15 protein-coding genes are annotated in these 25,668 nt (G+C 55.1%); 7 read left to right on the top strand and 8 right to left on the bottom strand.

Annotated features, from left to right (window positions below; genetic code table 11):
* Positions 1–58 precede the first annotated feature (58 nt).
* Positions 59–3,139, top strand: coding sequence for a hybrid sensor histidine kinase/response regulator (locus tag K239x_RS17015; RefSeq protein ID WP_145419425.1), 3,081 nt, complete (start codon positions 59–61; stop codon positions 3,137–3,139).
* Positions 3,140–3,240: 101 nt separating this feature from the next.
* The gene (locus K239x_RS17020) at positions 3,241–4,212 is read left to right on the top strand and encodes a UDP-glucuronic acid decarboxylase family protein (protein ID WP_145419426.1); all 972 of its coding nucleotides are present in this window, start codon (positions 3,241–3,243) and stop codon (positions 4,210–4,212) included.
* Positions 4,213–4,218: 6 nt separating this feature from the next.
* Here K239x_RS17020 and K239x_RS17025 read toward each other — a convergent pair whose 3' ends face one another.
* From K239x_RS17025 to K239x_RS17040, 4 genes are all read right to left on the bottom strand, one after another.
* Positions 4,219–5,514 (bottom strand): outer membrane protein, encoded by a 1,296-nt coding sequence (locus K239x_RS17025; protein WP_145419427.1) that lies wholly within the window; start codon positions 5,512–5,514, stop codon positions 4,219–4,221.
* Between the two features lie 384 nt (positions 5,515–5,898).
* Positions 5,899–7,665, bottom strand: coding sequence for a cytochrome c peroxidase (locus K239x_RS17030; RefSeq protein WP_145419428.1), 1,767 nt, complete (start codon positions 7,663–7,665; stop codon positions 5,899–5,901).
* Positions 7,666–7,927: 262 nt separating this feature from the next.
* A complete protein-coding gene (locus K239x_RS17035) occupies positions 7,928–8,965 on the bottom strand; it encodes an A/G-specific adenine glycosylase (protein WP_419189075.1) in 1,038 nt (345 codons plus the stop codon).
* Positions 8,966–9,105: 140 nt separating this feature from the next.
* Positions 9,106–10,377, bottom strand: a complete 1,272-nt coding sequence (locus K239x_RS17040; RefSeq protein ID WP_419189076.1) for a PDZ domain-containing protein — start codon at positions 10,375–10,377, stop codon at positions 9,106–9,108.
* 282 nt (positions 10,378–10,659) lie between these two features.
* On the opposite strand from K239x_RS17040, the gene K239x_RS17045 reads away from it, so the two are divergent.
* On the top strand, positions 10,660–11,349 hold the full coding sequence (locus tag K239x_RS17045; RefSeq protein ID WP_145419430.1) for a HEAT repeat domain-containing protein: 690 nt from the start codon (positions 10,660–10,662) through the stop codon (positions 11,347–11,349).
* A 127-nt stretch (positions 11,350–11,476) separates the two neighbouring features.
* Here the strand turns inward: K239x_RS17045 and K239x_RS17050 are convergent, their stop codons facing one another.
* Positions 11,477–12,511: a hypothetical protein gene (locus K239x_RS17050; RefSeq protein WP_145419431.1), complete on the bottom strand. Its 1,035-nt coding sequence runs from the start codon at positions 12,509–12,511 to the stop codon at positions 11,477–11,479.
* A gap of 376 nt (positions 12,512–12,887) precedes the next feature.
* Between K239x_RS17050 and K239x_RS17055 the strand changes: the two genes are divergently transcribed.
* From K239x_RS17055 to K239x_RS17065, 3 genes are all read left to right on the top strand, one after another.
* Positions 12,888–16,754 (top strand): secretin N-terminal domain-containing protein, encoded by a 3,867-nt coding sequence (locus K239x_RS17055; protein ID WP_145419432.1) that lies wholly within the window; start codon positions 12,888–12,890, stop codon positions 16,752–16,754.
* A gap of 74 nt (positions 16,755–16,828) precedes the next feature.
* Positions 16,829–17,653 carry a hypothetical protein gene (locus tag K239x_RS17060; protein ID WP_419189077.1) on the top strand — a complete coding sequence of 275 codons (825 nt, stop codon included), beginning with the start codon at positions 16,829–16,831 and terminating at the stop codon, positions 17,651–17,653.
* Positions 17,654–17,892: 239 nt separating this feature from the next.
* Entirely contained in the window at positions 17,893–18,834 is a 942-nt protein-coding gene (locus tag K239x_RS17065; protein ID WP_145419434.1) for an ion transporter, read from the top strand.
* Between the two features lie 71 nt (positions 18,835–18,905).
* On the opposite strand, the gene K239x_RS28775 is transcribed toward K239x_RS17065, so the two are convergent.
* Positions 18,906–19,076 (bottom strand): hypothetical protein, encoded by a 171-nt coding sequence (locus tag K239x_RS28775; RefSeq protein WP_419189078.1) that lies wholly within the window; start codon positions 19,074–19,076, stop codon positions 18,906–18,908.
* Between the two features lie 115 nt (positions 19,077–19,191).
* Here K239x_RS28775 and K239x_RS17070 point away from each other — a divergent pair, with 115 nt between their 5' ends.
* The gene (locus tag K239x_RS17070; RefSeq protein WP_145419435.1) at positions 19,192–22,056 is read left to right on the top strand and encodes a COG1361 family protein; all 2,865 of its coding nucleotides are present in this window, start codon (positions 19,192–19,194) and stop codon (positions 22,054–22,056) included.
* 85 nt (positions 22,057–22,141) lie between these two features.
* Here the strand turns inward: K239x_RS17070 and K239x_RS17075 are convergent, their stop codons facing one another.
* The gene (locus K239x_RS17075) at positions 22,142–23,503 is read right to left on the bottom strand and encodes a DUF1552 domain-containing protein (RefSeq protein WP_145419436.1); all 1,362 of its coding nucleotides are present in this window, start codon (positions 23,501–23,503) and stop codon (positions 22,142–22,144) included.
* On the bottom strand, positions 23,500–25,590 hold the full coding sequence (locus K239x_RS17080; protein ID WP_145419437.1) for a DUF1592 domain-containing protein: 2,091 nt from the start codon (positions 25,588–25,590) through the stop codon (positions 23,500–23,502). Before K239x_RS17080 ends, K239x_RS17075 begins: the two co-directional genes overlap by 4 nt.
* Positions 25,591–25,668: the final 78 nt, after the last annotated feature.

The raw sequence follows: 25,668 nt of genomic DNA on the forward strand, positions 1-25,668 counted from the left end.
GCAAACGAAGTCTTGCGCAATTCTTCTGAGTAACGGATTATTACAGAGCGAGAGCACCTTGCGAATTTTTCGATCGGAACCTGAATCCAACGACCTGGTCTGCCAGCCAAGGATCCTTGTCCGCACCTTTGCCCGCACCTTTTTCAAGAGCGGATTCCTCCTCTCCGTGGCGATGATCGTCGCTCCGTCGTCCCGCGCCATCGCACAGTTTTTTCCGCTGCCCGGTTCCTACACCCAAGACGCCGCGACAGAGATTCAAGAGGGCGAATCCATCGAATCGTCCAAGCTGGCCGAAACGGACGACGACGGTCAAGACGCCACAGCGACCGGCGACAAAGCAACGAAGGATTCAGCAACATCAAAAACCGATGTGATCCATAACTTGGATCAGCTAAATGACAACATCGGCATAGGGCATCTCAAGTCTGTCCGTTTCGACGTGGAAGCGATCATGGTCTACGCCAATTTTGATCGTCGATTCATTCGTCTGCAACGAGACACGGCCACGCTGTCGGGTGATTTCCGAAAGGCTATCGTTTCGGAGTGTCCCAAGTTTGGCGATCGTGTCCGAGTCCGAGGGCAGACGATCCCCGGATCACAGCAAACCACCATCGATTTGGTGAAGATCGTTGCAAGGGGCCAAGGGATTGAGCCGCTAGTTCTGGACAGCACCCGACCAGCAAACACCAAACTTCAGCGAGGCCAATACTGCCGTGTGCAAGGCGAACTGGTCGAAGTCGCGATCGAAGACGATGGGTACAAACTGGTCCTCCAGAACAACGGGACTCGGCACCGGTGTCGACTTCGCAGCTACCAATCGCAAATCGACTTCCCCGCAAAGATCGGACAACGAATTGATTTCAGTGGTGTGGCCGCTGGCTATTACGGTGACGACAAAAAACATATTCACCGTAGTTTTCTCGCGATGGATGATTCTCAGATACAGATAGACTCAGCCACCAAGCCAACCGAAGGACTCCACCGCTTCGAGGGCACCGTTGTCGGCAAAGACTCTAACAATTACATCGGAGTCTCCAATGGAGAATCGACCGATTGGATCTGGACGCATTTTTCGGCAAAGGTTTCGCCTGGTTCGCGGGTCGAAATCCTTCGCGATCTGCAACCCGAATCTCCGCAAGGCAAATCGTTTCTCGGTCGCGCGATCAAAGTGCTGCCAGGCAAGGCGACGCTGGATGCTCACTACGTGACTGCGACGGCGCTTGCAAATCTGCCTCATCAGCCAACATTGGTGACCACCAAAGCACGAATCGAATCGGTCTTTAGACGTCCCGAGATTATCGAACTTGGTTTGACCGACGATGGGGTTCCATTTACCGCCAAAATCAATTGCCCTGGACTGGATTATCCCAAGTCCGTTTTTGAAATCGGCAACTTGATTCAATTGACTGGCATTCCTCGCCGACTCGAGCCAACGCATCAAGGTCCCAATTCATTTCGGTTGATCGTCTCGGACGCAGCCGATATCAATGTCGTTGCAAGATCGATCCCCGTCTATGCCAAACAGATTGGCTATGCCGCCATCGCCCTCGCGGCGCTGGCAGGCACGCTGGCAGTCTGGTTTTTCAGATGGCGACGAAGAATGCACCGCCAATCTCGCAAATCTGATTTGCTGACGTCACGCTTACGCGAATCGTGCGAAGTCTTCTGTGAAGCCATCTTTATTTTTGACCGCGACGAATTGCTGGTCCAAACGACAGGCAACGCGGCTTCGTTCTTCGCGTCCGCTGGCAATCCGCCGCTGGACGCCAGCACAGCAGCAGCACAACTTGCCCAAACTTTCCGAAGCCCCGATGATGTCCTGAGTTATTGGCGTCGTTCGTTTGATGACAAATCCTTTCGAGCATCCGACGAGTTTCCGGTCGACGAAAGCACACAGGTCTACGCGATTCGCACTGCACCACTCCAGGACGACAACGGTGACTACGACGGACGCGTTTTTGCGATGACCGACGTTTCCGAAAAACGCCAAATGGAACAAGCCGTTTCACAGTCACAAAAACACATTGCCGTCGGTCGGCTCGCAGGCGGAATCGCTCATGATTTTAATAACTTGCTAATGGCCATTTCCGCCAATGTCGCACTGGCAAACGAATATGCCGATGTGAGCAGCAAAGTCAAACACCACAACACGATCGCACAAGACGCCACCAACCGAGCATCCAAATTGACTCAACAATTGCTTAGCTTTTCACGCCGAAGTGAACTGTCAACCAAAGTTTGTCATATCAATGATTGTGTCAATCAAGTTGGTTCACTAATGCGTCATATGCTGGATAAGAACATCGATCTGTGCCTGAACATGTCGTCCGAAGTCTGGCCCGTCAAAATCGATCGCATTCAAATTGAACATGTGCTGCTGAACCTTTGCATCAACGCACGTGATTCATTCGTCACTTCGGACAGTAAGCAAGCCCGAGGTCACATTTCGATACAGACGCGAAATTCAGTGCACCCAGAAGTTGGCAGTTGCGTACAAGTTTGTGTCGAAGACGACGGGCAAGGCATGAGCGAAGAAACAGTAGCATCCGCATTCGAACCTTTCTTTACGACCAAGGAAGTCGGCCAAGGAACTGGACTTGGACTGGCCATGTCGCTGGGGATCGTCCAGCAGCATGGTGGCGTGATTCATTGTGACTCTAAACTGGGCGTCGGCAGTCGATTCGTGATCTACCTGCCAAAATCGGACGAACCTTTTGCATCACGCGTAGATGGATCGACGATCACAGTCAATCGCATCAAATCATCTGACAAATCGAAACGCGTTTTGCTGGTCGACGATGAACCGATGATCCGCGACGCCGGATCCGCGCTGTTGTCGGCACTGGGCCACCAGACGCTTTGTGCTTCCGACGGACAGCACGCGCTGACGCTGCTTGAACAGGATTCCGATTTCGATGTGGTGCTGCTGGACCTGACCATGCCCGTCTTATCAGGACGAGAAACACTGAAGCAGATCAAGCTGCGGTTTCCGGGCCTGCGAGTCGTCATTTCCAGCGGCTACAGCGTTGACCTCAATTCACTTGGAGACGATGCTGAATCCGCGCCCGACGCTGTTTTGTCAAAACCATTCAGCATCGAAGAGATCCGCCGCATCCTGACCCTGCCAGCCGCGACGTAGTTCACCATCGACTGATCGATTCTCGCAAATATCACGTCGGGACGCATGTTCCACCAGCCACGTCGGCGTATGATTATCACTTCCTCGCTTGCTAAAGCACCATGATTCAACGCATTCTTGTTACCGGCGGCGCCGGATTTCTTGGCTCGCATCTCTGCGAACGACTAGTCGCCGATGGTCACGACGTGATTTGCCTGGACAATTTTTTCACCAGCCAAAAAACCAATGTCGTCCACCTGTTGGACAAACCCAATTTTGAATTGATTCGGCACGACATCACATTGCCGATCCATCTGGAAGTCGACCAAATCTACAACATGGCTTGTCCCGCAGCCCCCGGACATTACCAGTTCAACCCGATCAAAACGATCAAGACCAGCACGATGGGCAGCATCAACATGCTGGGACTGGCAAAACGCTGTGGCGCCACGATTCTGCAGGCTAGCACCAGCGAAGTGTATGGCGATCCAGAAGTTCACCCGCAGGTGGAATCGTATCGTGGCAGCGTCAACCCGATTGGAATTCGCGCTTGCTACGACGAAGGGAAACGAGTCGCCGAGACGTTGTTTATGGATTATCACCGCAGCAACAAAGTCGACGTGCGAATCGTGCGAATCTTTAACACATACGGACCACGCATGCACCCGTTCGACGGGCGAGTCGTGTCCAATTTTATTCGCCAAGCGTTGTCAAACGAAGACATCACGATCTTTGGCGATGGACAACAAACGCGATCGTTCTGCTACCGCGACGATTTGGTGGATGTCATCATTCGGATGATGAACAACGATTCCGGATTCATCGGCCCCGTAAATATCGGCAACCCCGATGAATTTACGATTCGCCAATTGGCCGAACTGGTCATTGAACTATCCGGTTCGACCGGCAAACTAGTGCAGCGACCGCTGCCGTCCGACGATCCGACTCGCCGACGCCCGGACATTTCCCTTGCCAAAGAAAAGCTAGACTGGTCGCCCAACATTGCTTTGCGAGAAGGTCTGACCAAAACGATCGAGTGGTTTCAGTCGATCAACACTGACGACTACCGTCCTCCCACACCCAACTACAGCTAAGTGGGACTAGCGGTAGAAACGAAAACCGAACGCGAGTTCGTGTAACGCTCCGTTACCAAACTCCAAGGCATCGCCGCGGGCGCTGTATCCCGTGCTTGCATCGCCTGCGTTTAGAAACTGATACTCGCAATCAAATTTGATTCGATCCGTCAGATCGATTGCAAAACCAGCTCCAACGAGCCAAGCGAACTTAGTTGTGCTCGATCGCGGATAATCGCTATCGAATCGACCTGGCCCTGCAAGCCCCAGTGCACTGATCGACTGCGGACTGTTGATGTCCGCCAACACAGACGACTTGGCCACGTTGTGACTGATGCCGACGCCCGTCTTCAGATAGGGCGTCCAAAACGTTGAATTTTGAAAATCATAAAACCCGTTCAACATAAACGTCGTCGACCGGCGGTATCCATCTACTTTCAAACGATCACCGCTTCGCGGCCCGCTTCCTGATTTGGTTTCGTCAATCGTATTGCGGTGAATGCCAAGTTCCAGCTCCATCCGATAATTGCCGTTGCCCATTCCAATCGCGTAGCGTCCCAGACTTCCTTCTTGCAAATCGTAGGTCGGTGCACCGCCGATCGCATCGGCGGTCGAGCCGATAAAGTTTGCGCGGTCGCCAGTCATGGCGATGCCAAAGTCGACGCTAAAGTAACCGCAGCCGCTGACTAAAAAACTGTCCAGCGCGAATCCGTTGTTGACACAAAAATCATTAAACCACGGGATCAATCCCGGGCGAATCGTATTGCTGCAGGGATCGCACGGGGAAGTTTCGCCGATCATGTTGCGCATCGACTGCTTGGCGTTGGCCAAACATCCGCCGCCCAAGAGACCGCCCGAATCGCAGCCGCCCGTCGAACAGGCTGGCGAGTACAGAGGAGTTGCTATCATCGGTGCTGATTCGCAGCCGCATACCGGTCCGCAATCGCAAGCAGGCGCGGGCGAAAGACCACATCCGATTTCTTCGACACCGCATCCGATGCCGTAGCTATTCATTCCAGCGCCCGTGTCCATTGTCATCGGCAATGGCGCGAGCATCTCTGGCATCGTCTCCACAACCTGTCCCTGCATATGCCCGTGCATCGGTCCCTGCGAAAGAGACGGCCCGATCAGGTTCAGCTGAGAGTCGTTTGATGGGTACGAATCATATTGTCCGCTTGGCACTCCATACCCGTCCCCGGGATAGGGTTCGTAAATAGGTGTCTCTAGGACAGATTGATCCTGGGCAATCGTGTACGAAGTGAATTGCGTCACCGCAATTGCTATCGCCATGATCGTCGCCGTTGCTCGAATGAACCGAAACATTCCCTCGCCTCAATTTGTCCAATACCGCAGATTCGTTGGCACAAACCAACACCTGTCAATTTGTATCGACTGTTCCGATTACGACGGTCAGCGAAAAAATAACGATGGCGCAAATATTCGCGGCAAGGCGTAGGTGGTCCCCCCAAAAACCTTGGCAGCTAGGCTGGCCACCGCAGTTGGCCTCGCGGCAACGCTCTACACGGCGATTTGTCGCACAAACGCAAAAAAACCCGCCCCCGGACAAAACCGGAGCGCGGGCGGATGCAGATAAGATTGCGAATAAGAGCTTTGGCATTCATACCTGACGCGGGGTCACGATCAAGCCAGCGATGAGTCACATCCCACTGTTTTATTACAATCAAAACAATGGTTGCAACGGCGCGGTTACTGCGGAGCAGCTCCCAGCGTCAATTTGGTGGTCACCATTTTCCCGTCGCGTCGCACTTGAATCAGCACTTCATCACCTGCCTTCAAGCCCGTCATCACCGACCGCAAGTCATTGAAATTGGCGATCGTCACAGTGCCCACCTGAACAATGTCATCGCCGACCTTCAAATCGGCCGCTTCGGCAGCTCCTCCGGCATAGACACCTGTGACTCGGGCTGCCGTTTCGGTAACGCGGCCATCACATTTCACTCCCAGAAAACCGGGTGCAGCGGTCTTGGCTGCAGGAGCAGCAGCGGGCACTGGTTGCTTGACAGGTTCGGCGTCTGCGACCTTTGGTGATTCATCCTTCATCACTGGCTTGGCAGGTTTGTCAGCTTCAGGTTTCTTCGCGGCAGTTTCTTTGGCTGGCTTTGCGTCGGCCATCTCTTTCTTCGCTGCCTTGTTGTCCGCTTGCTTCTTGTCCGCTTGCTTTTTAGCAGCAGGCTTTTTACCAGCAGCCTTCGGTTCGCCATTGGGCTTCTTTTTCTTCGTTGCAGCGACAGGCAATCGCGAATCTTCTACCTTGGGAAAATCGCTCGTCAGGCCTTCGACCATGAACGCAACCAAGTCTTTCTTTTCTTGATCGTTCAGCTCCAAAGCTTTCATTTTGTCGCTGAGCCATTTGTTTTTGTGGCCGCCTTTGTTGTACCACTCAACGACTTCTTCCAGTGTTTTCTGGCTGCCGTCGTGCATGTACGGCGGCGACAACGCGATGTTACGAAGCGTCGGTGTTTTGAACGCTCCCTTGTCCTTCTCTTCTTTGGTCACCGTGTGACGGCCCCAATCAGGTTCGTCCGCGTCCATGCCGACACCCAAGTTGTGATACTGCTCGTCGGCGAAATTCGCTCCCGCGTGACATTCAGCACACTTTGCTTTTGACGCAAACAATTTCATGCCACGCTGAGCCGATTCGCTCATCGAATGCTCTTGAGCATCCGCTTTCATGTCTTCGTAACGTTCCAGCAGATCGTCATCCAGATCATCCAAGTCATCCGCAAACAATTTCTCGAACCGTTCGATCGGAGCGTAATAGTCGTACGGAGCCGGAGCAGTCACGATCGCTCGCTCAAACGTCGCGATGGCTTTTCCTACATTATCGATATTGATACCACCTTTGCCAAACACTTTTTGAAACTGAAGGCGGTAGCCGGGGATCTCTTTGATCGACGCAATGCAGGCTTCGTGAGTGTTGCCCATTTCAATCGCGTTTGCGATCGGCCCCACAGCCTGGTCTTCCAGCGAATCGGCACGTCCGTCCCAAAACTGCGACTTGCTGACGATGCGGTTGTACGCGATCGGTGAATTCCGATTGCCTTCCTGACCGCCGACGCCCACTCCAAACTGAGTGTCAAACCCGTAGCCTTTGTCGGGGTGGTGGCACGACGCACACGAAATCGTGCTATCCGATGAAAGACGCGGATCAAAAAACAACTGTCGCCCCAATTCGATCTTCGCTCGCGTCATTGGGTTGTCTTCGGGGATAAAAATATTGGCTTTCGCCGCATCCAAACCCTTGGGCAATTTCACGTCCAAGGTTTCATGATTTGCGTCTGATTCAAGCCACTTTTTGATTTGCCCCACACGCAGGGGACCTTTCCCGGGGATGCCGCTGGTCAGCGATTCGTCTTCGCCCAACACCACCGTGTCGGCCGAAACATTCACAGTCGAAAAACAAGCCACAACAAAGGTGACAGCAGCAAAAATGCTCAAAGCACGCCGAAACATTTTTCTCTTCTCTCAATTCAGGAGGGAGGTAGATTACAAGAACGCCAGTATAGCGTTACGCCTAGAGATTGTGTTTGACAGTTCGCTTGGACTTTGGAACTAGCCTTCCCCCCCTTTTCTTGCAACCGACTAACATCCAGCTCTGGTGGCATGTCTGCGCGATTGAGCACACTCCCGCTGGGCTCATCGACTTCACCTTTCGCGTCACAGCATCCAATCCCCAACCGAAATTTCGATGCAGCGATCACGTCGTTAGCCAAACTTAGAATTCCAAGTGAGCCTGCTTGTCGGAGTGCAAAAACTTGCAAACTTGTCGGCCCGTCACACTCATGGGCAGATCCGCCATCTCACTAAGCGAGACGAATTGCCAAGGTTGGGGCAGCTTTTTTCGCGATGCCGCGACGGTGGCGGTGTGGACGTGAAGCGAGATTCGGTACTTGGTGACAGCGTGGCGAATCGTTTTCAGCCGCAGACCAGTTTTGATCGGACGCCCCAATGTCTCGGCCAGCCAATCGCCGACCCCATGCACACTCTCGAAAACTTGATCTGTTGGTCGCGGAAAATCCCACAGCCCGGACCACCGAGCGCCTTCGGGTAACGGTTGCATCAAAAACTGCGGCTCGGCATTCTTCGTCGTGGTCGGTTTGGTAACGACCAAAGCAAATTCGGTGCGGTCTTCGTACTTGATCTTCGTGACCTTGCCTGGAATCACTACCTGCAGATCATCGCGGTGGGCGCTGCAAAGACTTTGCACCGGGCAACGATCACAGGCAGGCGTCCGCGGTGTGCAAATGAGCGCGCCCAGCTCCATGGCGGCCTGATTGAATCGCCCGGGATCCAATTGCGGCAACATCTTTTCGGACAATTGCCACAGCAGTGTATTGGCCTGTTTGTCCGTCGGCGGCTGGCGCAGCGAGATCCAGCGGCTAAACACCCTCAGTGTGTTGCCTTCCAAAATCGGAAGACGCTGACCTTGCGAAATCGATAAGATCGCGCCAGCGGTGTAACGCCCGATGCCGGGCAGTGCCAAAACGTCTTCATACGCCAACGGAAATTCGCCCCCGTGTTCGGTCACAATCAACTTGGCCGCCGCGTGCAGCGAACGGGCACGCCGATAGTACCCCAGTCCTTCCCAGTGACGCATCAAATCGGCTTCATCAGCCGCCGCCAATTTTTCGACCGTCGGGAACGACTGGATAAAGCGATCAAAGTACGGCAGCACCGTCGCGACCTGCGTCTGCTGCAACATGATCTCGCTGACCCATACATAGTAGGGTTGCGGATCGGATCGCCACGGCATGGTGCGCGCGTTCTGTGCGAACCAATCTAACAATCGGCGCCGGATCTTGGACCGCCAAGCAGACTGCTGCCAGCGATCGTCATATTGCAGCGGCGAAGAATCTTTCGCCGGCGAAGTTTTGGCCATAAACGTCGGGTGAATTACTCGAGTTGTTGGCCAAGAATGACGTCGGTTTCGACAGGGTTGCCGTAACGTTCGATTACAAAATGCAATTGGTCGCCGGCAGAATGTTTACCGACCACACGTTGCAGGTCTGCAAACAGTCCGATTTCTTCCCCGTCAATTTCCGTTACCACGTCATTGGGTCGCAGCCCTGCTTTGTAAGCGGCCGTTCCGGGACGAACGGTCGTGATTTGGCATCGCGTTGCACCGTACGTGTCGCACGTGACTCCCAAAAAACCACCTTTGCGATTCAAAATCGACAACCCAGGCAACTCCAGTTTCATTCGTTCGGCTCGCCGCTCGCTGACGTCTGTGCCCAACAAACTGAGCGATTGACGCAGCGGCAGCTTGGCGATCGAATCGGCCATTTCCGAAGTCAGTTTCACGTACCGAATCTCCAGCGAATTGATGCGTGACATCTTTGACAACGCAGCGATCCCCTTGGGTCCCAACGAACCGTCGACAAGCGCGATCGTATGGGCTTGCGGCATTTCGACCATTCGCGCGACGGCCTCATCGCTGACAGCATCACCGTGCACGGAAACGTAGCGAATACCTCTTACCCAGCGTAGCCATTGCAGCGTTTTCATCTCTCCATTGAAACGGTCGTCGATTCGCAAGCAGAATTTTTGGCTGGTCAATTGGCCGACCGCAAAGTCGTCGTAGCCAATGAACACGCCTGCGTCGGACAACAACTCCAACGCCTGGACCTCTCTGGCATCTCGAATTTCTTTGATAGCAGTTCGCGAGATCGCTTGCCGGCTGCCCGTCGATTTGCTCCCCAGTTTCAGTAGAGCTCCCCAAGCACCACCGTCGTCGGAGGCCGGTTGCTTCAAAGCCAAATCACTTAGCACGCGTACAACTCGGGTCGTTGTTTCCAAATCCCCTTTGCCGATCGCATCCGCCAAAATCGGAACCGCGTCATCGCCTGCTTCCATCAATCGTTTGCTGGCAGCCTCGCGTCGAAGGTATTCGTCGTGTTGAAGTTGTCCGATCCAATATTCCAGCGGCCGCTGCGATCCAGCAGTCGTTGTGCGAGCCGCCGCAGTGTTTTGTGCAGAGTCTTGCGTGTTGTCTTGGTCTTGTACAGTGTCCTGCGCGTTGGCTGGAGACGCGGCCCCTAATAGAGCAAGGCAGCAGATGATCCAGCACCCTAGCCCAGCCAACCGTATCGTTTCGACAATACGTCGAATCGATTTGTCGGCAAAGCAAGTTTGGCCGGTCGGATCGGGAGAGGGAAACGTCGTCATCAGTAGCAGGCAACCTAGGGCGAGCATATCGCAGCAGGGCAAAGCGCGGCCGGGCAAATCACAGCCGAACAATTCGCGGCAAGCAAACGAGAAATGCCGTTGGGGAATAACACAACAGGAATGGTCCACTCAATTGTACGCGGATCGCTCGGCCCTCAACAGGTTGGATTGCGGCAGATGCGTTCCAAGTCCCCGGCTGGAGCATTTCCTGTCCGAAGCGAGTGTTCTTGGTAGAATCAGATTCGACGTGGTCCGCGACGATACTCTTTTGCCAGTCATTCGATGAAGCTACCGCTATCGCATTTTTTTGAACCGACGCCGACGTTTCTTTATCGCGGCAAACGCTACAGCGTGCAGGGATCGGGCCGTTTCCTGATCGCCACCCTGATGGAAGTGGACGCCGCCCTGCGGCAAGGCAGATCGTTGCTGTCGCTGCGTAAGTCCATCACTCAAGCAGGCAATTCAGTGCCGCCCGTCTTGGCCTGTTACCTGATGCACCACTCTTCGGACCCCATCTGGCTGCGAATGCTGATCCGAATGCTTGGCAAGAGCCGCGAACACTCTGCGACTTGGACGATTTTCATCTTGCGAAATCACCAAGACCCCAAAATTCGATTGGCCGTGGTTCGTTCACTTCGGCAACTGGCCGCGTGGAAACAACTTTCCCAGATCGCATCGAAGGGCCAATACGAGAACTCGAGGTTCGCCGCGGCGCAGGTCGGACGGGAAGACTTTGATCGACGGCTAAAAGCGTTCACGATGTCGCTTTGCCAAGTGCAACCTGGACAAACCAAGCAGGCCGAACTCTTTGTCGCCTCCGAAGCGATCACTACTGGAGGCAAGTCGCCGCGAAATCAGCAAACGATTCGCGCCGTACTGCGAAAGATTCGTCGCATGATTCGGCGTAGCCAACTCAGACGCCGACGGTGTCGTCAGATGGACTGGTGTAGCAAAAACAAACAGGTCGCTTGACCTGCCGGGGATAATCCACCAAGTGTTCCATGATGCGTCTTACCAAGGTGACGGTTAGCAAACCGCATTGGATTCGCACCCGTCGATTGCCTGTGGTTTACGCGACATAGAGTTTCCGCCCCGAACGCTACTGCATGTCGGGTCGACGCCAAGGAAGATTGTCGCCGCTTGACTGAAAACCGCTGCCGATCGGTTCGGTCGATGGCGGCTTGTCTTCAAAGTTCGAAACCCCGCTGAACGAAGGAGCCAGTGGTGATGGTTTCAACTCGAATTCGCGAGTTTGAATCTGCGAAGGCATCAACTGATTGACACGCGGCACGCTGGCAATCGTTTCGCTAGGTCGCCCGTTGAAAGTAGGTTGCCCGCTAATAAATTGCGTGCCGAAGCTTGAATTGGTTTCGGTTGATGGCCGGAACGCACCTGCCTGTTGGAAGCCACCGCCTCCCTGATTAACTCCGGTTTGCTGAAAAGCATTGGCGACAGGTGAGTTGAAATTCGCTTGCGACTGCGAATTGAATCCCGCCGGCGCGACGTTGTTGAACTGTGCCGCTGTGTTTTGAAAACCGTTGCCTTGCCAGTTTTGATTGCTCTGGTTGGCAAACTGGCCAACGGGCGCTTGATACGATCCAGCTGCCGGACTGTAACCTGGCGGCGCCGGTGCTTGCGTCAAATCGATGACTCGCATGCCGCCTGATTGAGGCCGCTGTGCGTTGGCTTGCAGAGGCTGATTGACTCCAAACGATCCGGACGATGCCATTTGCATGGGGCCGCTAGCCGCAGAACCACTTTCCACCCAACCGCTGGGTTGGATGTTCGACGGTGCTGACTGACGATTTGCCAGACCAGAGCCGATGGACGGTCCAAGTGGATTCGGCCCCAGCGAAGGTTGGCCGCTGTAGGATTGGGTGCTTCCCAACTGATTGCTCGACATGGTGCCGCCCATGTGGTTGTTGGGGACAGAGAATCCGCCTGTTGGTGGTGGTGGCACCCGCAGCGATCCGCCCATCGGTCCGAGTCCCGAAGTCGTTCGAACGGGCGAAAGCGTGCCCGCTGATTGCACAGGAGTCAGGGGCGACTGCCCTGTCAAACTGGTTTGTTGACAGCCGCACAGGAACGGAGCCAGTAACAGAACTGCCAGGACTCCAACAACATTTTGACGCATCTTCGGTAACCCCAGTGGGGAAGAAAAAGTGGAACGTCAGCAGCTTTAACAAATTTGCCGATTTTCTGGAAAGACCAAGATCGGCGATTCCGCGCGGCGTTGCTATCAAGTCTGCGACCAGCCAACGCGTGCGAAACCGGACCATGATGCAGCAAAAACGTGCAATTGTAGGGCCTCAACCAGTCATTTTGACTGTAGGGGCTATAGGGCATGAGACGAAGAAAAGGATTGAACGGAGGAAGCGCCAGGAGTTCCGTTCCACTTTACAGCCCGCAGACACAAACGAGTTGGACGTCCCGTGCGCCAGTACCTTGCCTGCCTTTTAGGTTTGGGTGTGACAATCACATCCGCTCAACCATTACGTGCCCAGTTTGAAATGCCCGCTGACCCAGCGACTCACACACAAGTGAGTCATGTTGTGTCCGCCGCAGCCAAACAAACCGATGCACCCCAAGTCAAAAAGCTTAGGGCCCCTGCTTCCCAGGTGACCGAGATCGCGACGGCCTTAAGCCTTCGCTATAGCGGTTTGGCCGACGTGCAGATTTCGCCGGATGTTCGCAATCAAACTTTGATTGTGATGGCACCGCAAAGCGTGCAACCCAAAATCGCTCAGCAAGTCGTCGACATGTTGACCGCCAGTGGTGTACGTAAATCCGCAATGCAAATGCAAGGCGGAATCCAAGTCGATCTGGCACACATCGGCTGGCGTCAATTCGAGCAGGCTTTGCAAGCCGCTGACGGCGGAGGGACACCTGTCACGACCAGCCGCAACGGTCAGAGCGCAACCTATCAGTTGATGTCCGAAACCCTTCAGGGCACGACCATCCACGTCAGTCGCGAAACCAATTCGATCCGCATCGAAACGCCCGCGGCATCGGCACAAGCTTGGCAAAAGCTGGTCGGCTACTTAGACCAATCGCCTACCCGAAGTGACGAACTGGTGCAGGTCGTCCGCATGGTCAACGCCGAACAGGCTCCCGTCCAACGTGCCGTGTACTTGCTGCACAACTTGAACGACGGATCTTCACCGCAAGCAAAGGCGCCATCGCGTCGCGGCAATCCAATGTTTCGTACCGCGGCGTTCCAACAGGACTCAGGTCCTGGTGGCGACGCTGGACCTGCGCCGGCTGACGGCGAAGACGGTGGATCCGGAGTCATCGGCGACGCACAGATTCAGTTTGTGCCCGAACTGGGACAGATCATTGTTCGTGGTACCAAGCGTGACGTTGATCGCATTAAAGCGGTGATCGACGATATCGAAAAGGCAAGCGTTTTGACGCAGCCCAAAGTCGACATCGTCAAACTGTCGCATGCCGATGCCAACGCGGTCGCTACCTTGCTGAGCCAGCTTTACGAAGATGTCCTTTCCACGCGCCAGGGCGAAGTCAGTATTACTTCACTGGACAGCCCCAACGCGTTGCTATTGATCGGTCGCGAAGAAGCCATTGCCGCGTTGAAGGACTTGATCGCAAAAATCGACAAACCGGTAGAAGCAGAAAGTCGTTTGCGAGTCTTTCGACTACAAAACGCGTCCGCCGCAGACGCCGAAGCGACCATCAACGGTTTCTTTGTCGATCAACCCACTGCCGGTGGTGGTGGCGATCAACGCCCTGGAATCGGCCCACGTGTACGAGTGCTCGCTGACTACCGGACCAATTCGTTGGTCATCAGTGCGGCTCCTCGCGACATGACGGAAGTCACGCGTCTGATCAACGATCTGGATGTTCAAGACATCGAAGCGACCAACCAGATCAAAGTCTTTCCTCTCAACAATGCTGCCGCCGAAGATCTTGCCGAAACACTGCAAGAAGCCATCAACGGTGACGGCGAAGGCGGAAACGATAACCTGACACCCGCATCGACTTCGCTATCGATCGTTGCTCTGGATACTGACGGAAACCGCATCGTCAGCTCCGGCATTTTGGCCGGTGCAACCGTCACGGCCGACACCGGTGCCAACGCCATCGTCGTTCGAGCTCCGGCACCTAGCATGTCGCTGATTGCCGAACTGATCCGCCAACTGGACAAAGCCCCCGGCATCGATTCGCTGGTGAAAGTCTTCACAATCGAAAACGGCGACGCTCAACAATTGACCACCGCCCTGTCGACCCTCTTTGGCGACGAAGCCGCTACCTCGGGTACAACCATCGGCGCGGGCAACACCGCTGGACTGCCGCCGACCACCGCTTCGGCGGAAAGCACCCTGGTACCTTTGCGATTCAGTCCCGACATCCGAACGAACAGCATCATTGCCAGCGGCAGTGCAGCTGACTTGGAAGTCGTCGAGAGTATCCTGTTGCGTTTGGATAGCGAAGGTTTTGCAGAGCGTATCACCGAAGTCATCTGGCTGCGTCACAACGATGCAACCGTGATCTCCGATGCGGTCACCAACTATGTCACTTCGCGTCGTCAAAGCCAATCCAATATCACGCAGTATCAAGCAGGCCTCGGCCCCTATGATCTGGTAGATCGTGATCTGATCGTGGTACCGGAAGTCAACAGCAACAGCCTGTTACTAAGCGTCTCGCCGCGAATGTACGAAGACGTGCGACGTCTAATCGATCGCCTTGATCGTCGGCGTCCGATGGTGCTGATCAAAGTCATGCTGGCGGAAGTTACACTGGACGACACTTTCGAAATCGGTGGTGAACTTGGCTTGCAAGACTCACTGGTTTTTGATCGCGGCCTAGGCGTCGCGAATGCCCCCGGTTCAGTTGCTGCTGGCACACCAGGATTCAATTTCAACAACGCTGGCGTCAACAACGTCAACACAACGTCACGAGGCACTTTGGCCGCCGGTGGAATGTCGGCATTTGGCCTTGGCACGACCAACTCCGCTATCGGCTATGGCGGTTTCGTGCTCAATGCTGCCAGTGAATCAGTCAGCTTGCTGATGCGTACTCTGCACGAAGCGAATCGACTGCAAATCCTTAGCCGTCCGCAAGTCATGACGATGGACAATACGCCGTCGCTAATTCGTGTGGGTCGCAAAGTGGCTCGAGTAACCGACATCGTTAACAACGGAAACGCTGGAACTCAGGTCGTCACCGAAGACATCGATGTTGGCTTGATCCTTCAAGTCACACCGCGTGTGGGTGCCGACGGATTGATCACGATGAATGTCGACATCACTCGATCAGCACGTGACACTGCCAACGGAACATTTGTGCCAACCGGAGACGGCGGAACCGTGTTCATCGACGACATCATCGATACAACAGCTCAGTCGACATTGACGGCGTACACAGGTCAGACCGTCGTGTTCGGTGGCTTGATTCAAAAATCACGCGGCAATATTTCGCGCCGCGTACCTGTCATGGCAGACATTCCCCTGCTGGGCAACTTGTTCAAATATGACACTGAAACCGAAACTCGAAACGAACTGCTGGTTGTCATGACACCCATGTTGATCAACGGTGATCAAGATTTGGATTACGTCAAGAAAGTTGAGTCAAGCCGCATGAGCTGGTGTTTGGCCGACGTGGTCGAAGCTCACGGTGACGTGGGACTCAGCGGCGGATACGGTCTTTGGGGACCAGCAGTTGGCAATACGATCTACCCCGACATTCACCCAACCGTTGCCAATGAAGTCGTGGTCAGCGACCAACCGCTTCACGGCGGAGCCAATGGCAGTCAGATCATCAACGATCCGACCGGCCAATTCGGTTCAGGAACTGCCACGGGTGAAGTCATCCCGAGTTACGACGCCATGCCGCAAAGCAACTCGGTCGTCAATCCTGGCATGGACGCCGGCTTGATTGACCAAGCTCCGGTTTCGGTCGAACAGTTTCGGTCGGCACCTGCAGTCAGTTCGCCTGAATCATTGCCGACGCCAGGCCCCGCGACCGCGCCCAATTTCACTGACGGTGCATCGATGAGTCCTGCCAATTCCCGAACGGCAAACGCTCAGCCCGTCGACAGTGGACAATCGCCTCTGATGCAAGTGAGCTTTGCCGGTTCGCCGCAAGACAAGACGTCGACCAAACCGTCGTCGCACAATGCAAACGCGTTGTGGTGGGACAATGGTGCCACCGACACGACGGCGTTGGCTTCGGCCAGCGAACCAGCTACTCAGGCTGCCCCCACTGCATGGAACGGCCAAGCTGTTGAGAACACCACCGAGCAGTCAAAAAAGTTTTTCCCGACACCTAAATGGCAATCGTCCAAGACGGAAGCTCCCGCAAGCGAATCGTCTGCGTCGACATTGTTGCCAGCCATTTCTCCTCGTTCATGGATCCGATGATGCGAGTCTCACGACGACACTTTGCGGCCTCCGTCGCAACCTTGGTCATGATGGGTAGCGCAGGCTGCGCTACCATGTCAACCACTGACCAACCACGCTCCAAGTCTGCCAGCCTGGTCGACCGCATTCCTTGGATCGGTGACAAAGAAGAAGCTGACGACAATGTACCGTATCCCAATCCCGCCAAAATCGCGGCGACTTGGACCCCGGACACCTTGGTTCAATCCGGACGTGTGCCCACGCGCGGGTTCGGTGGACGCATTTTCTTTTACGACGAGAAATCGCGTCCTGTACCTGTCGAAGGCACATTGATCGTTCACGGCTTTGATGAAGAGATCAAAGATCCCGAAAAAAATGTGAAGCGTTTCGAATTTACGCCGGAGCAATTCACACGTCACTTTAGCAAAACCGACCTGGGTGCTTCGTACAGCGTCTGGATTCCTTGGGATGCAATCGGCGGCGAAAAGAAACGGATCTCGTTGGTCGCTTCGTTCAAAACAGCCGAAGGCAAAGCCGTCCAGGGTGTTCCTGCGATGGTCATGCTGCCGGGAAAAGAACGAACCGAATCGCCCGAAGATCAGCTGGCCAAAATGTCGCCTCAATATCGACAGTACCAACAGGCACTGGCGATGGACGATTCGACCAAGCAATCAGGACTAACGACAACCACGATTTCGCGGCGACGCAGAGGAATCGAGCGAGTCAAACCGTCCTCGAATCAATTGCCGTCGGGAATGCCTGGGGTTCCGGAAAACACGATGATCGCTGGGAACACGAAAACTCCATCCGTGGAAGTTTCGATGAATCCTCGCCCTGGCTCGTCCGGAATTCTGCCTGCTAGTGCAGAGCTTCCCAAGGGTGGGCGTTTGCCGACCGTGCGTCATTCGTTTCAGAAGTAAGCGGATTTTGGAAGCCTAGCGGTTAACACGACAATGTTGATGCGACACGCACCAGCATTGTCGATGCGACGCGAGGCGGACGGCACATCGCCATCGCCTGCTACCGTCAAACGTAGCAGGCAATCGCCGCTGTGCCGGCTGTCTGTTCGCCGCGATCGACCGAGAGAATGTGCTTCCGTGCGCCTCTGCCCAGACAGCTGGGCACACACAGCTGGCAAAATCGTTTACCATCCGACGCCATGAACTCGAGCAACCCACCGGCATCCGAACGACGACGACGGACCCAGCGTCCCGACGGGCCTTCCCGACGCGCGACTCTGTACGACATCATCTTCGAAGCCGACACGCCAGCGGGTTGGTGGTTCGACATTGGTCTGCTGGTGGCGATCTTGCTAAGCGTCGCAATCGTCGCGATCGAGACCGTTCCAGAATTTGGTTACGACACCCCCTACGAAGCGTACTTTTGGGGCATCGAGCTCTTTCTGACGTTTCTGTTTACGGTCGAATACATCCTCCGGCTGGCGTGTGTCCGCAGCCCGATGCGATATGCATTCAGTTTTTGGGGCATCATCGACCTGCTTAGCATTTTGCCAACGTTTGCCACGGTATTTGTCGGCAGTGGAAAAATGCACTCGTTTGCGATGCTGCGGTCAGTTCGACTGCTGCGAGTCTTTCGGGTACTGAAGCTTTGGCGGATGATGAATGACGCGGACGAATTGTCCGACGCGATTTGGAAAGCCAGAAACAAGATCGTTGTGTTCTTGGCCGTCATCATGGTCGCGATTACGATCAGCGGAACACTGATGTACTACATCGAAAACGTGCTTCCCAATATCGTCCATGACGTCCGGTTCGGAGGCTTGAAACCCGACGATCAACCCGAGCGACCGGAAAGTCGATTCACGTCGATCCCGCAATCGATGTACTGGGCCACAGTCACGATGACCACGGTGGGTTACGGTGACATCACTCCGCAAACGGGAACGGGAAAGCTGCTTTCGACCATCCTGATCTTGCTGGGCTACAGTTTGATCATCGTCCCCAGCGGTTTTGTCACGGCCGAACTGACCTCACGCGGAGCCAGCGAACACGAAGCGCCTTGCCACCGCTGCGAAGCCGGCTCTCAACGCGTCGACGCGGTGTACTGTTATCGATGCGGCCATCGGCTGGAACACGAATAAGTGCGTCCAGCGTGCTCGCACAAAGCCGTCACGCTGAGATCTGTGGTTTTGACCGACGCCGTGAAACTCGGTCACCACGCTGCCGACTGATCTGCGCCGCTGGCACCAATGCGTCTCTCTCCCGACGCGGTCGCTTTCTCTGCTGTGTTTGCCGGATCAAACACGCCCGTGCCGGTGCAATCGACACAGACGGCACGAACACCGTAGGTGCGTTGGATTTGTGCATCAAAACAAGTTGCCATTTGGCATCATCTTCCTCAACTGCGTGCTAGGGTTCCTCGGGCAAACTCTGTGTTCACCCGAAATTTTTGCGCTGCGACATTCTCAGCGAGCGCGACTTAGCATCACGACGGAACGATGATCCAAACTGTCAGCCGCACAAACGATTCACTCGCAAAAAACGCAGCCCAACCGCTGCGCCGAGTGTCTTGGTGGTGCATGGTGGCAGCGTTGTTTTTGACCGTCAGCAGCGGCTGCACACGACTGCGATTGCCAGCGATCGACCCGACAGGTCAACGAATTTTTTCGCCATTGCCAACCACCACTGGCATCGCGCTGCCAGGATCAGGGGGCGAAGGCGGACTACTAAGCCGAATCAAAAACGGCATCCACGGCCCAGGCACCATCGGCTCGGGATTTCAGTGGCCAACACCGGCGTTCTCTGATCCAGCCGCACCACCGGAATGCTTGACGCCGACAACGCCGCTGGTCGCCGCGCCCGCCGTCATCGATAATTCAAACGAACCGTGTGTTCCTAGCGTCCCGTGTACCGAAGACTGCAAGAACGGACCGCCAGCTGTCTTGCTAGGCCGCGAATGCAACATGCGCGATCTGTTGACGTTGCCCGATCGTGGAAAACGAGGCTGCATCTTGTTGACGCCGCAGCGTATCGTCGCCCCCGTTGGCGGCGAAGTCGTGTTGCTCTCGGGTTTGTGCGGGGACGATGGCTACTTGCAAGTCGGCGAGCCACTGGAATGGATGCTGACCCCCGATAGTGTCGGCACGTTTTTGCAAGTCGGCGATGACGATCCCGGACTGCTGCACCGACTGGCGCGAATGAAAAAAGCGATCAAGCACGATCCGTCGTACGCACACGGAGTCACCAGCACCAAGCGAACGCTGATCACTCGCGGTAACTTGGACCCGCGTGACGACGTGCAGTTGGAAAAAGGTCAGACCTGGATCACATTGAGCAGCCCCAGCGAAGGCACCAGCCGGGTCACGGTTCTGGCCCCCGAAAGTGATTGCTGGGACAACCGCAAAGCAACGGCCACGATCTACTGGATCGATGCTCGCTGGGTGTACCCGAGTTCGCAGATCGCAGCTGCCGGCACTCCGGTTCAGCTCAGCACACGAGTCACCCGGTCCGAAGGCGCCTTGCCGGCGCGCGGCTGGAAAGTTCGCTACACGATCATGGAACCCGGCTTGGCAACGTTTGATGGTACTAACGGATCCTCGGTCGTCGAAGCAGAAGTGACCGAAGCCGGCAACGCAGTGGCGACTTTGATTCCCACTCCCGGCCAAAGTGGTACCGCGGCTGTCGGCATCGAAATCATTCGTCCCGGCGGCGTATCGGACAACATTCCCGACTTGACGCTCAGCCGCGGCCAAACGTTTGTGACTTGGAACGCGCCGCAATTGACCATCAAGGCAGGTGCTCCCGAGATCGCATCGTTCAACCAACCCGTCAAAGTGTTTGCCAACGTCGCCAACCCGGGAAACCAGGCGGTCGAAAACGTCACCGTGACCATGCGAATCCCCGAAGGCGTGATAGCCCGCAGCGAAGACGGTTTTGCACAAAACGTTCCTTCAGCGATTACCTGGAACATCGGCACGCTTCCGCCACAGCAACAATTGGACTTGGTCGTTGATTTGACGGCCCAGGCTCCCATCGTGCTGTCCTTTGAAGCCCGCGGTGATGGTCTGGTAGCCGAAGATCAAGTGCAGATCGATGTCTACCGCCCTTCGTTGATTCTGGAAATCCAACCCGACAAAGAACGCTACGAAACGGGTGAAAAAGTGACGTTCAACGTAAACATCAAAAACACCGGCGATCGTCCGATCAATGACCTTGAACTCGAAGCACGCGGCGACGGGGAATTGGTCCACGAAGAATTAGGTAAAGCCGCCGTCCGCAAACCGAAACTGGACGGACCACTTCAACCCGGCCAAACTTGGCCCGTCGCCGTGGTATTTGTGCCCACCGATTCCGGACGCCGCTGTGTCAACGTGATCGCGACCGGGAGCGGTGGACAACGCGCTCAATCCGAACGCTGCGTGACCGTGATCAACCCGGTCCCGGCCACGCCAGCCCTGACCGCCAAACTGGATCGTCGCCCGGCCATCGAAGTCAGCGAGACGCCTACGTTTATTCGCGGACGTGTCACCAATACGGGACAAGTCCCGCTGACCAACGTGCGTGTGACCATGACTCATGATCCCCAACTGCAATTGCTGGGGGCCACCAACGAAGGCTTGGACCGTAGCCGGCTTGGCCAATACTTGGTTGCCTGGAATCTGCCACGCTTGGAACCCGGTGATAGCCGACTGCTGGAAATGAAAGTTCGCGCCTTGGACACCAACGCACGATCGCAAGTCATCATGACGACGCGAACAGCTGAAGGGGCAGCAACCGAAGACTCAATCAACTTCCAGATCGTTCCCGGTTTGACTCCTCGCTTTGGCCCCGGTCAAGGTGGAACATCCGGAGATGACCTTCGTGCTCCTGACTTGCCGCCCGTCACAGCTTCGCCGTCGATCCCGGATGGCCCCGCGCCGATCCCTGGCCCCGGAACCAGCGGAAACTTGCCTGCCGGCCCCACTGGACCATCCACTAATACGCAGCGATCCAACCAACTACGACTTTCGCTGGCAACACGCGACAATCCAGTCGCCGTCAATCAACCGATCCGATACACGCTTCGCGTCGAAAACGATACCGATGCCATTGATAGCCAAGTCGCACTGCGATTCGAACTACCGCCGGGTGTGAAAATGGAGCGCGTCGTCCAGCGTCGCAGTCCCGAATTGGGCGAATATCGCAATCTTGCGGGCATCGTCGAACTCGCCGACATCCGGACAATGCGACCTGGCGAGATCATTGATTACGAATTGGTGCTCAGCAGCAATCAGCCGCAAAACTTCGAATTAGTCGTCGAAGGGGCAAGTCGTCTGACACGCAACATCGCGAGAACAAGTGCACAGACCACGGTTGTGCCGTAGCCTGATTGGGAGCGAGCGACTTGTTCGTCCTAATGCGAATACTAAGCGTGCCTATCTGCGACACTGTCGTCCGGAAAACTCGCGATCAAAATCGCTGCGCTAAAATCTGGTCAATCGTGCCAGTGCTGTCAGCAAAACGGTCCAACTCCAGGCCCACCATCTTCGCTTGGGTCAGCCACAGATTCGCTAACGGCGTTCCTTCGGGCATATTGATGTGCTGCCCTGACCGAACACGCTGACCACCGCCAGCGACAATGATCGGCAAGTCGTTGTACTGGTGCGTCGATCCATCTCCCAGACCTGACCCGTACGTGAACAACGTGTTATCCAACATCGTCGTGCCATCGGCTTCTTCGATCGCGTCCATCTTTTCCAGCAAGTAAACGTACTGCTGCATGTGGAAATGATCGACCCTCAGCAAATCGTCGATCATCTTGGTCTGGTTGTGTGACATTTGATGGTGACTGCGAGGTTTGTCAAACAGTCCTTCAAACTTGTACGGCGTGTCCCATCGCTCGGGCCCCACCATAAACGTCGTCACATTGGTCAGCCCCGTTTGCAAAGCGACCACCATCAGATCACCCATCAGACGAATGTATTCGCCGCGAGGCAGATACGCTTCGGGTGGTTCATCAAACGTGACCTTGGCCAGTTCGGACCGCATGCTTTCCAACCGATCCATTTGCTTTTCGATGGCCCGAATCGAATCAAAGTACTCAGCGAATTTCTGCCGATCGCGGTAGCCCAGATCACGGCGCATTGCCGCGGCGTCTTCCAAAACCAAATCGGTAATGTCCCGGTACCGGTCGGTTTCCTGCGTCGAAAACAACCGATGATACATTTTGCGAGGATCGCGAATCGACGGAGCCAAGTGCCCGGTGCCATACCAAGAGATATTGTCAAAGTAGATCGACTCTTTATTGTCGCGGTGGCTGTTGCAACTGAATTCCAATGTCGCATACGGAGTATTGTTTCCGATTTGATCCGCAACCAAATGATCCAGCGTCCGATCCAGTGGCCAAGCCGTTCCCTGGATCGTGTACGGCACCGCACTGCTTAGGTAACACGAGGCACACTGCGCGTGCACATCAGTTCCCTGTTGAAACGTGCGATCCATTCCCGTGATCAAATTCACCTTGGACTTCAACCCGTCCAGCGGCTTCATCGTCGGCGTTAGATCTTCGAGCGGCTTTGCACTGTAAAACGGGTTTTGTTTTCCCAGCGACTTCATCACGTTACCAAGATTTCCCTTGGGAATAACGTCTTCAGCCTCCCCCGGAAAGAAACCTCGCCGTACGACCCCGATCGGCACGTAGAAATGCGCCATTCGCATTGCCGCCTCATTTCCAGTGGCCGCCGTAGCGGTGCTTTCCATCCACGGAAGTGCCAGTGCAGCGCCACCAAATCCACGTAGAAAGTTTCGTCTCGTCGTCGTTTTTACACTCATTGCTCGACTTCAATTGTTTTGCTTTGAAACGGTTCGCTCAAAACGACCTGTTTGATCAGTGTTTGAATTCGGTAGTCATCCGCAGCAGTTGCGTCAGCGATTTTGTCCAGTGCACTCTGATCCGCTGCGCCCAGCTCCCGTGCCAGCGCAAACGACAACAGGTGCCCCGCCAGTCCCCGCGTGAAACGGTCTCTCTCCACCAGAATCGCGTCTTTGAACTCTGCGACATCGGCAAAGTCATGCTTGCGTAGCAAGGTGCCCTGCATGTCTACCTTGCGGTCGTTGTCATACTTGTCTCGCCATTTTCCGATCGCATCATAGTTTTCCAACGCAAACCCGAGTGGATCAATTTGCTCGTGGCATCCCTTGCAGTCAGCCCGCTCGCGGTGCAACGCCAATCGTTCACGCAGCGTCAAGTGATCTTCACCTTCGGCCGGCTTTTCGTCCAACGCTGGCACGTCCGCGGGGGGCGGCTCGGGTGGATTGTTAAAGACAACGGTCGCCAACCAAGCGCCGCGTGTAATCGGCTGCGTGCGTTCGGGGCCCGATGTCATTGTCATGACGGCTGCGTTGGTGATCACGCCTCCGGTACGTCGATCCTTCAAATCAACTCGATTGAATTTGAGCGCCATCACCTGACCACCGGGTTTTCGCTTTCCAGACGGCGACGCACTGGAGAGGTCCCCGTAGGCATTCTCCAGCCGGGCCGAACGGTAGGAAAAATCCGAATCGATCAACTGTGTGACCGGAAGATTCTCAATCAGAATCGTCTCGAACAACAGCAAAGGTTCCAGCATCATGTGCATGCTGTCACGGTACTTGGAAAAATAGAATTCGGGGTACGTTTTCGGATCCGGGACCGACGAAATCAGCCGCTCCAGCTGCAACCATTGCGACGGAAAACTATCGCAAAAACGCTTCAGTTTTCGGTCCGTCAGCATGCGATCCAGCTGAGCGTCAAGAACGTCCGGCTTGTGAAGTTGATCGGCAGCGGCCAACTCCATCAGTTCATCGTCGGGCAAACTCCCCCACAAAAAGAATGACAATCGCGATGCGAGTTCGCGATCTTTGATCCGCACCGTCGGCTGCTTACTGCCCAAGCCATCCACAGCAGGCGATTGCCCCTGATCAAACAAATACAAAAACCGTGGCGATGCGATTGTCGCGGCGGCAGCCATTTTCATCGCATCGGTGAACGTCACGCCCGCGTGCAATTGGCGGTCAACAAACGCGGCATACCTTACTAATGTTTTGTCGTCGATAGGCTGACGAAACGCTCGAGTGAGAAAGGGCCGAAGCCGATCACGAGCTGCGACGGCAAGATTCGTTCTGGCTGGCGGCGGCGCAAAGAACGTTTTCCAAACCCCGACTCGTCGCACCGTAAAGTCCGGACTCTGCGTAATCGATTGCCCAAGTTTCAAAAACGATTCCATCAACAACGGCGAAAGCGACAAGTGATCGCCGCGATTGTCAAATCCATGCTCAGCACGCAAGTCCTGCGGAAATGCTGCAACGCCTGCCAAACGAGGCTCGATTAATTGCGACTTGCCAAGCGGCCGATTGCCGACACTGACGACGTCCGCCATCTGGCCAGTGGACGGCCTGAAATACCCATTGTGCTCCCGCATCATCCGCTCGGGCAGCGTGAACACGATGCAATGAAGATCAAACAGATCCATCACGGCATTATTGTATTGAAAACGATTCATCCTTCGGATCGGCGTGTGTGGATAGACCGCTTGCCCGCCGTGCGATTGTCGCAAAATTGACTTGAGCCGTTTGATCAAATCTTCGCGTACTTGATCGTCCATGGCCGGTTCGTCTTCAGGCGGCATTTCGCGAAAGTCCAGAGCATCGACCACCGAACTGATCAACTCCGACTGGCTCGCCAGATGCTCCTTTCGCAACGCCAACAGATCGACGTCGCCTTCGCCATCCGCTGCATGACACTTGCCACAATGCAGCTTCAATAGCGGCGCAACGACGGTGTCAAATTCACTCTCGGCTGCTGCCAAAGACGCGAAATTGAAACACGAAAATGCGGCAACAAACACTGCGAGGAAAAATTGCCGTAAGACGTTCCACATAAAAACAATCAAATCTAAAGCGACGAAGAAAAACAGGCTCCAGTGCTACCTTCGTCATTCTAACCACAGACCCAAGCC

Source organism: Stieleria marina (genome assembly GCA_007741555.1).
Lineage (GTDB): Bacteria > Planctomycetota > Planctomycetia > Pirellulales > Pirellulaceae > K23-9.

Excerpts from the sequence above, each read along its gene's own strand:
- K239x_RS17055 (WP_145419432.1), top strand. The coding sequence starts at position 12,888 with ATGCCCGCTGACCCAGCGACTCACACACAAGTGAGTCATGTTGTGTCC.
- K239x_RS17080 (WP_145419437.1), bottom strand. The coding sequence starts at position 25,590 with ATGTGGAACGTCTTACGGCAATTTTTCCTCGCAGTGTTTGTTGCCGCA.
- K239x_RS17070 (WP_145419435.1), top strand. The coding sequence starts at position 19,192 with ATGATCCAAACTGTCAGCCGCACAAACGATTCACTCGCAAAAAACGCA.
- K239x_RS17040 (WP_419189076.1), bottom strand. The coding sequence starts at position 10,377 with ATGACGACGTTTCCCTCTCCCGATCCGACCGGCCAAACTTGCTTTGCC.
- K239x_RS17060 (WP_419189077.1), top strand. The coding sequence starts at position 16,829 with ATGTCAACCACTGACCAACCACGCTCCAAGTCTGCCAGCCTGGTCGAC.
- K239x_RS17075 (WP_145419436.1), bottom strand. The coding sequence starts at position 23,503 with ATGAGTGTAAAAACGACGACGAGACGAAACTTTCTACGTGGATTTGGT.
- K239x_RS17020 (WP_145419426.1), top strand. The coding sequence starts at position 3,241 with ATGATTCAACGCATTCTTGTTACCGGCGGCGCCGGATTTCTTGGCTCG.
- K239x_RS17050 (WP_145419431.1), bottom strand. The coding sequence starts at position 12,511 with ATGCGTCAAAATGTTGTTGGAGTCCTGGCAGTTCTGTTACTGGCTCCG.
- K239x_RS17030 (WP_145419428.1), bottom strand. The coding sequence starts at position 7,665 with ATGTTTCGGCGTGCTTTGAGCATTTTTGCTGCTGTCACCTTTGTTGTG.
- K239x_RS28775 (WP_419189078.1), bottom strand. The coding sequence starts at position 19,076 with ATGGCAACTTGTTTTGATGCACAAATCCAACGCACCTACGGTGTTCGT.
- K239x_RS17045 (WP_145419430.1), top strand. The coding sequence starts at position 10,660 with ATGAAGCTACCGCTATCGCATTTTTTTGAACCGACGCCGACGTTTCTT.
- K239x_RS17025 (WP_145419427.1), bottom strand. The coding sequence starts at position 5,514 with ATGTTTCGGTTCATTCGAGCAACGGCGACGATCATGGCGATAGCAATT.
- K239x_RS17035 (WP_419189075.1), bottom strand. The coding sequence starts at position 8,965 with ATGCCGTGGCGATCCGATCCGCAACCCTACTATGTATGGGTCAGCGAG.
- K239x_RS17065 (WP_145419434.1), top strand. The coding sequence starts at position 17,893 with ATGAACTCGAGCAACCCACCGGCATCCGAACGACGACGACGGACCCAG.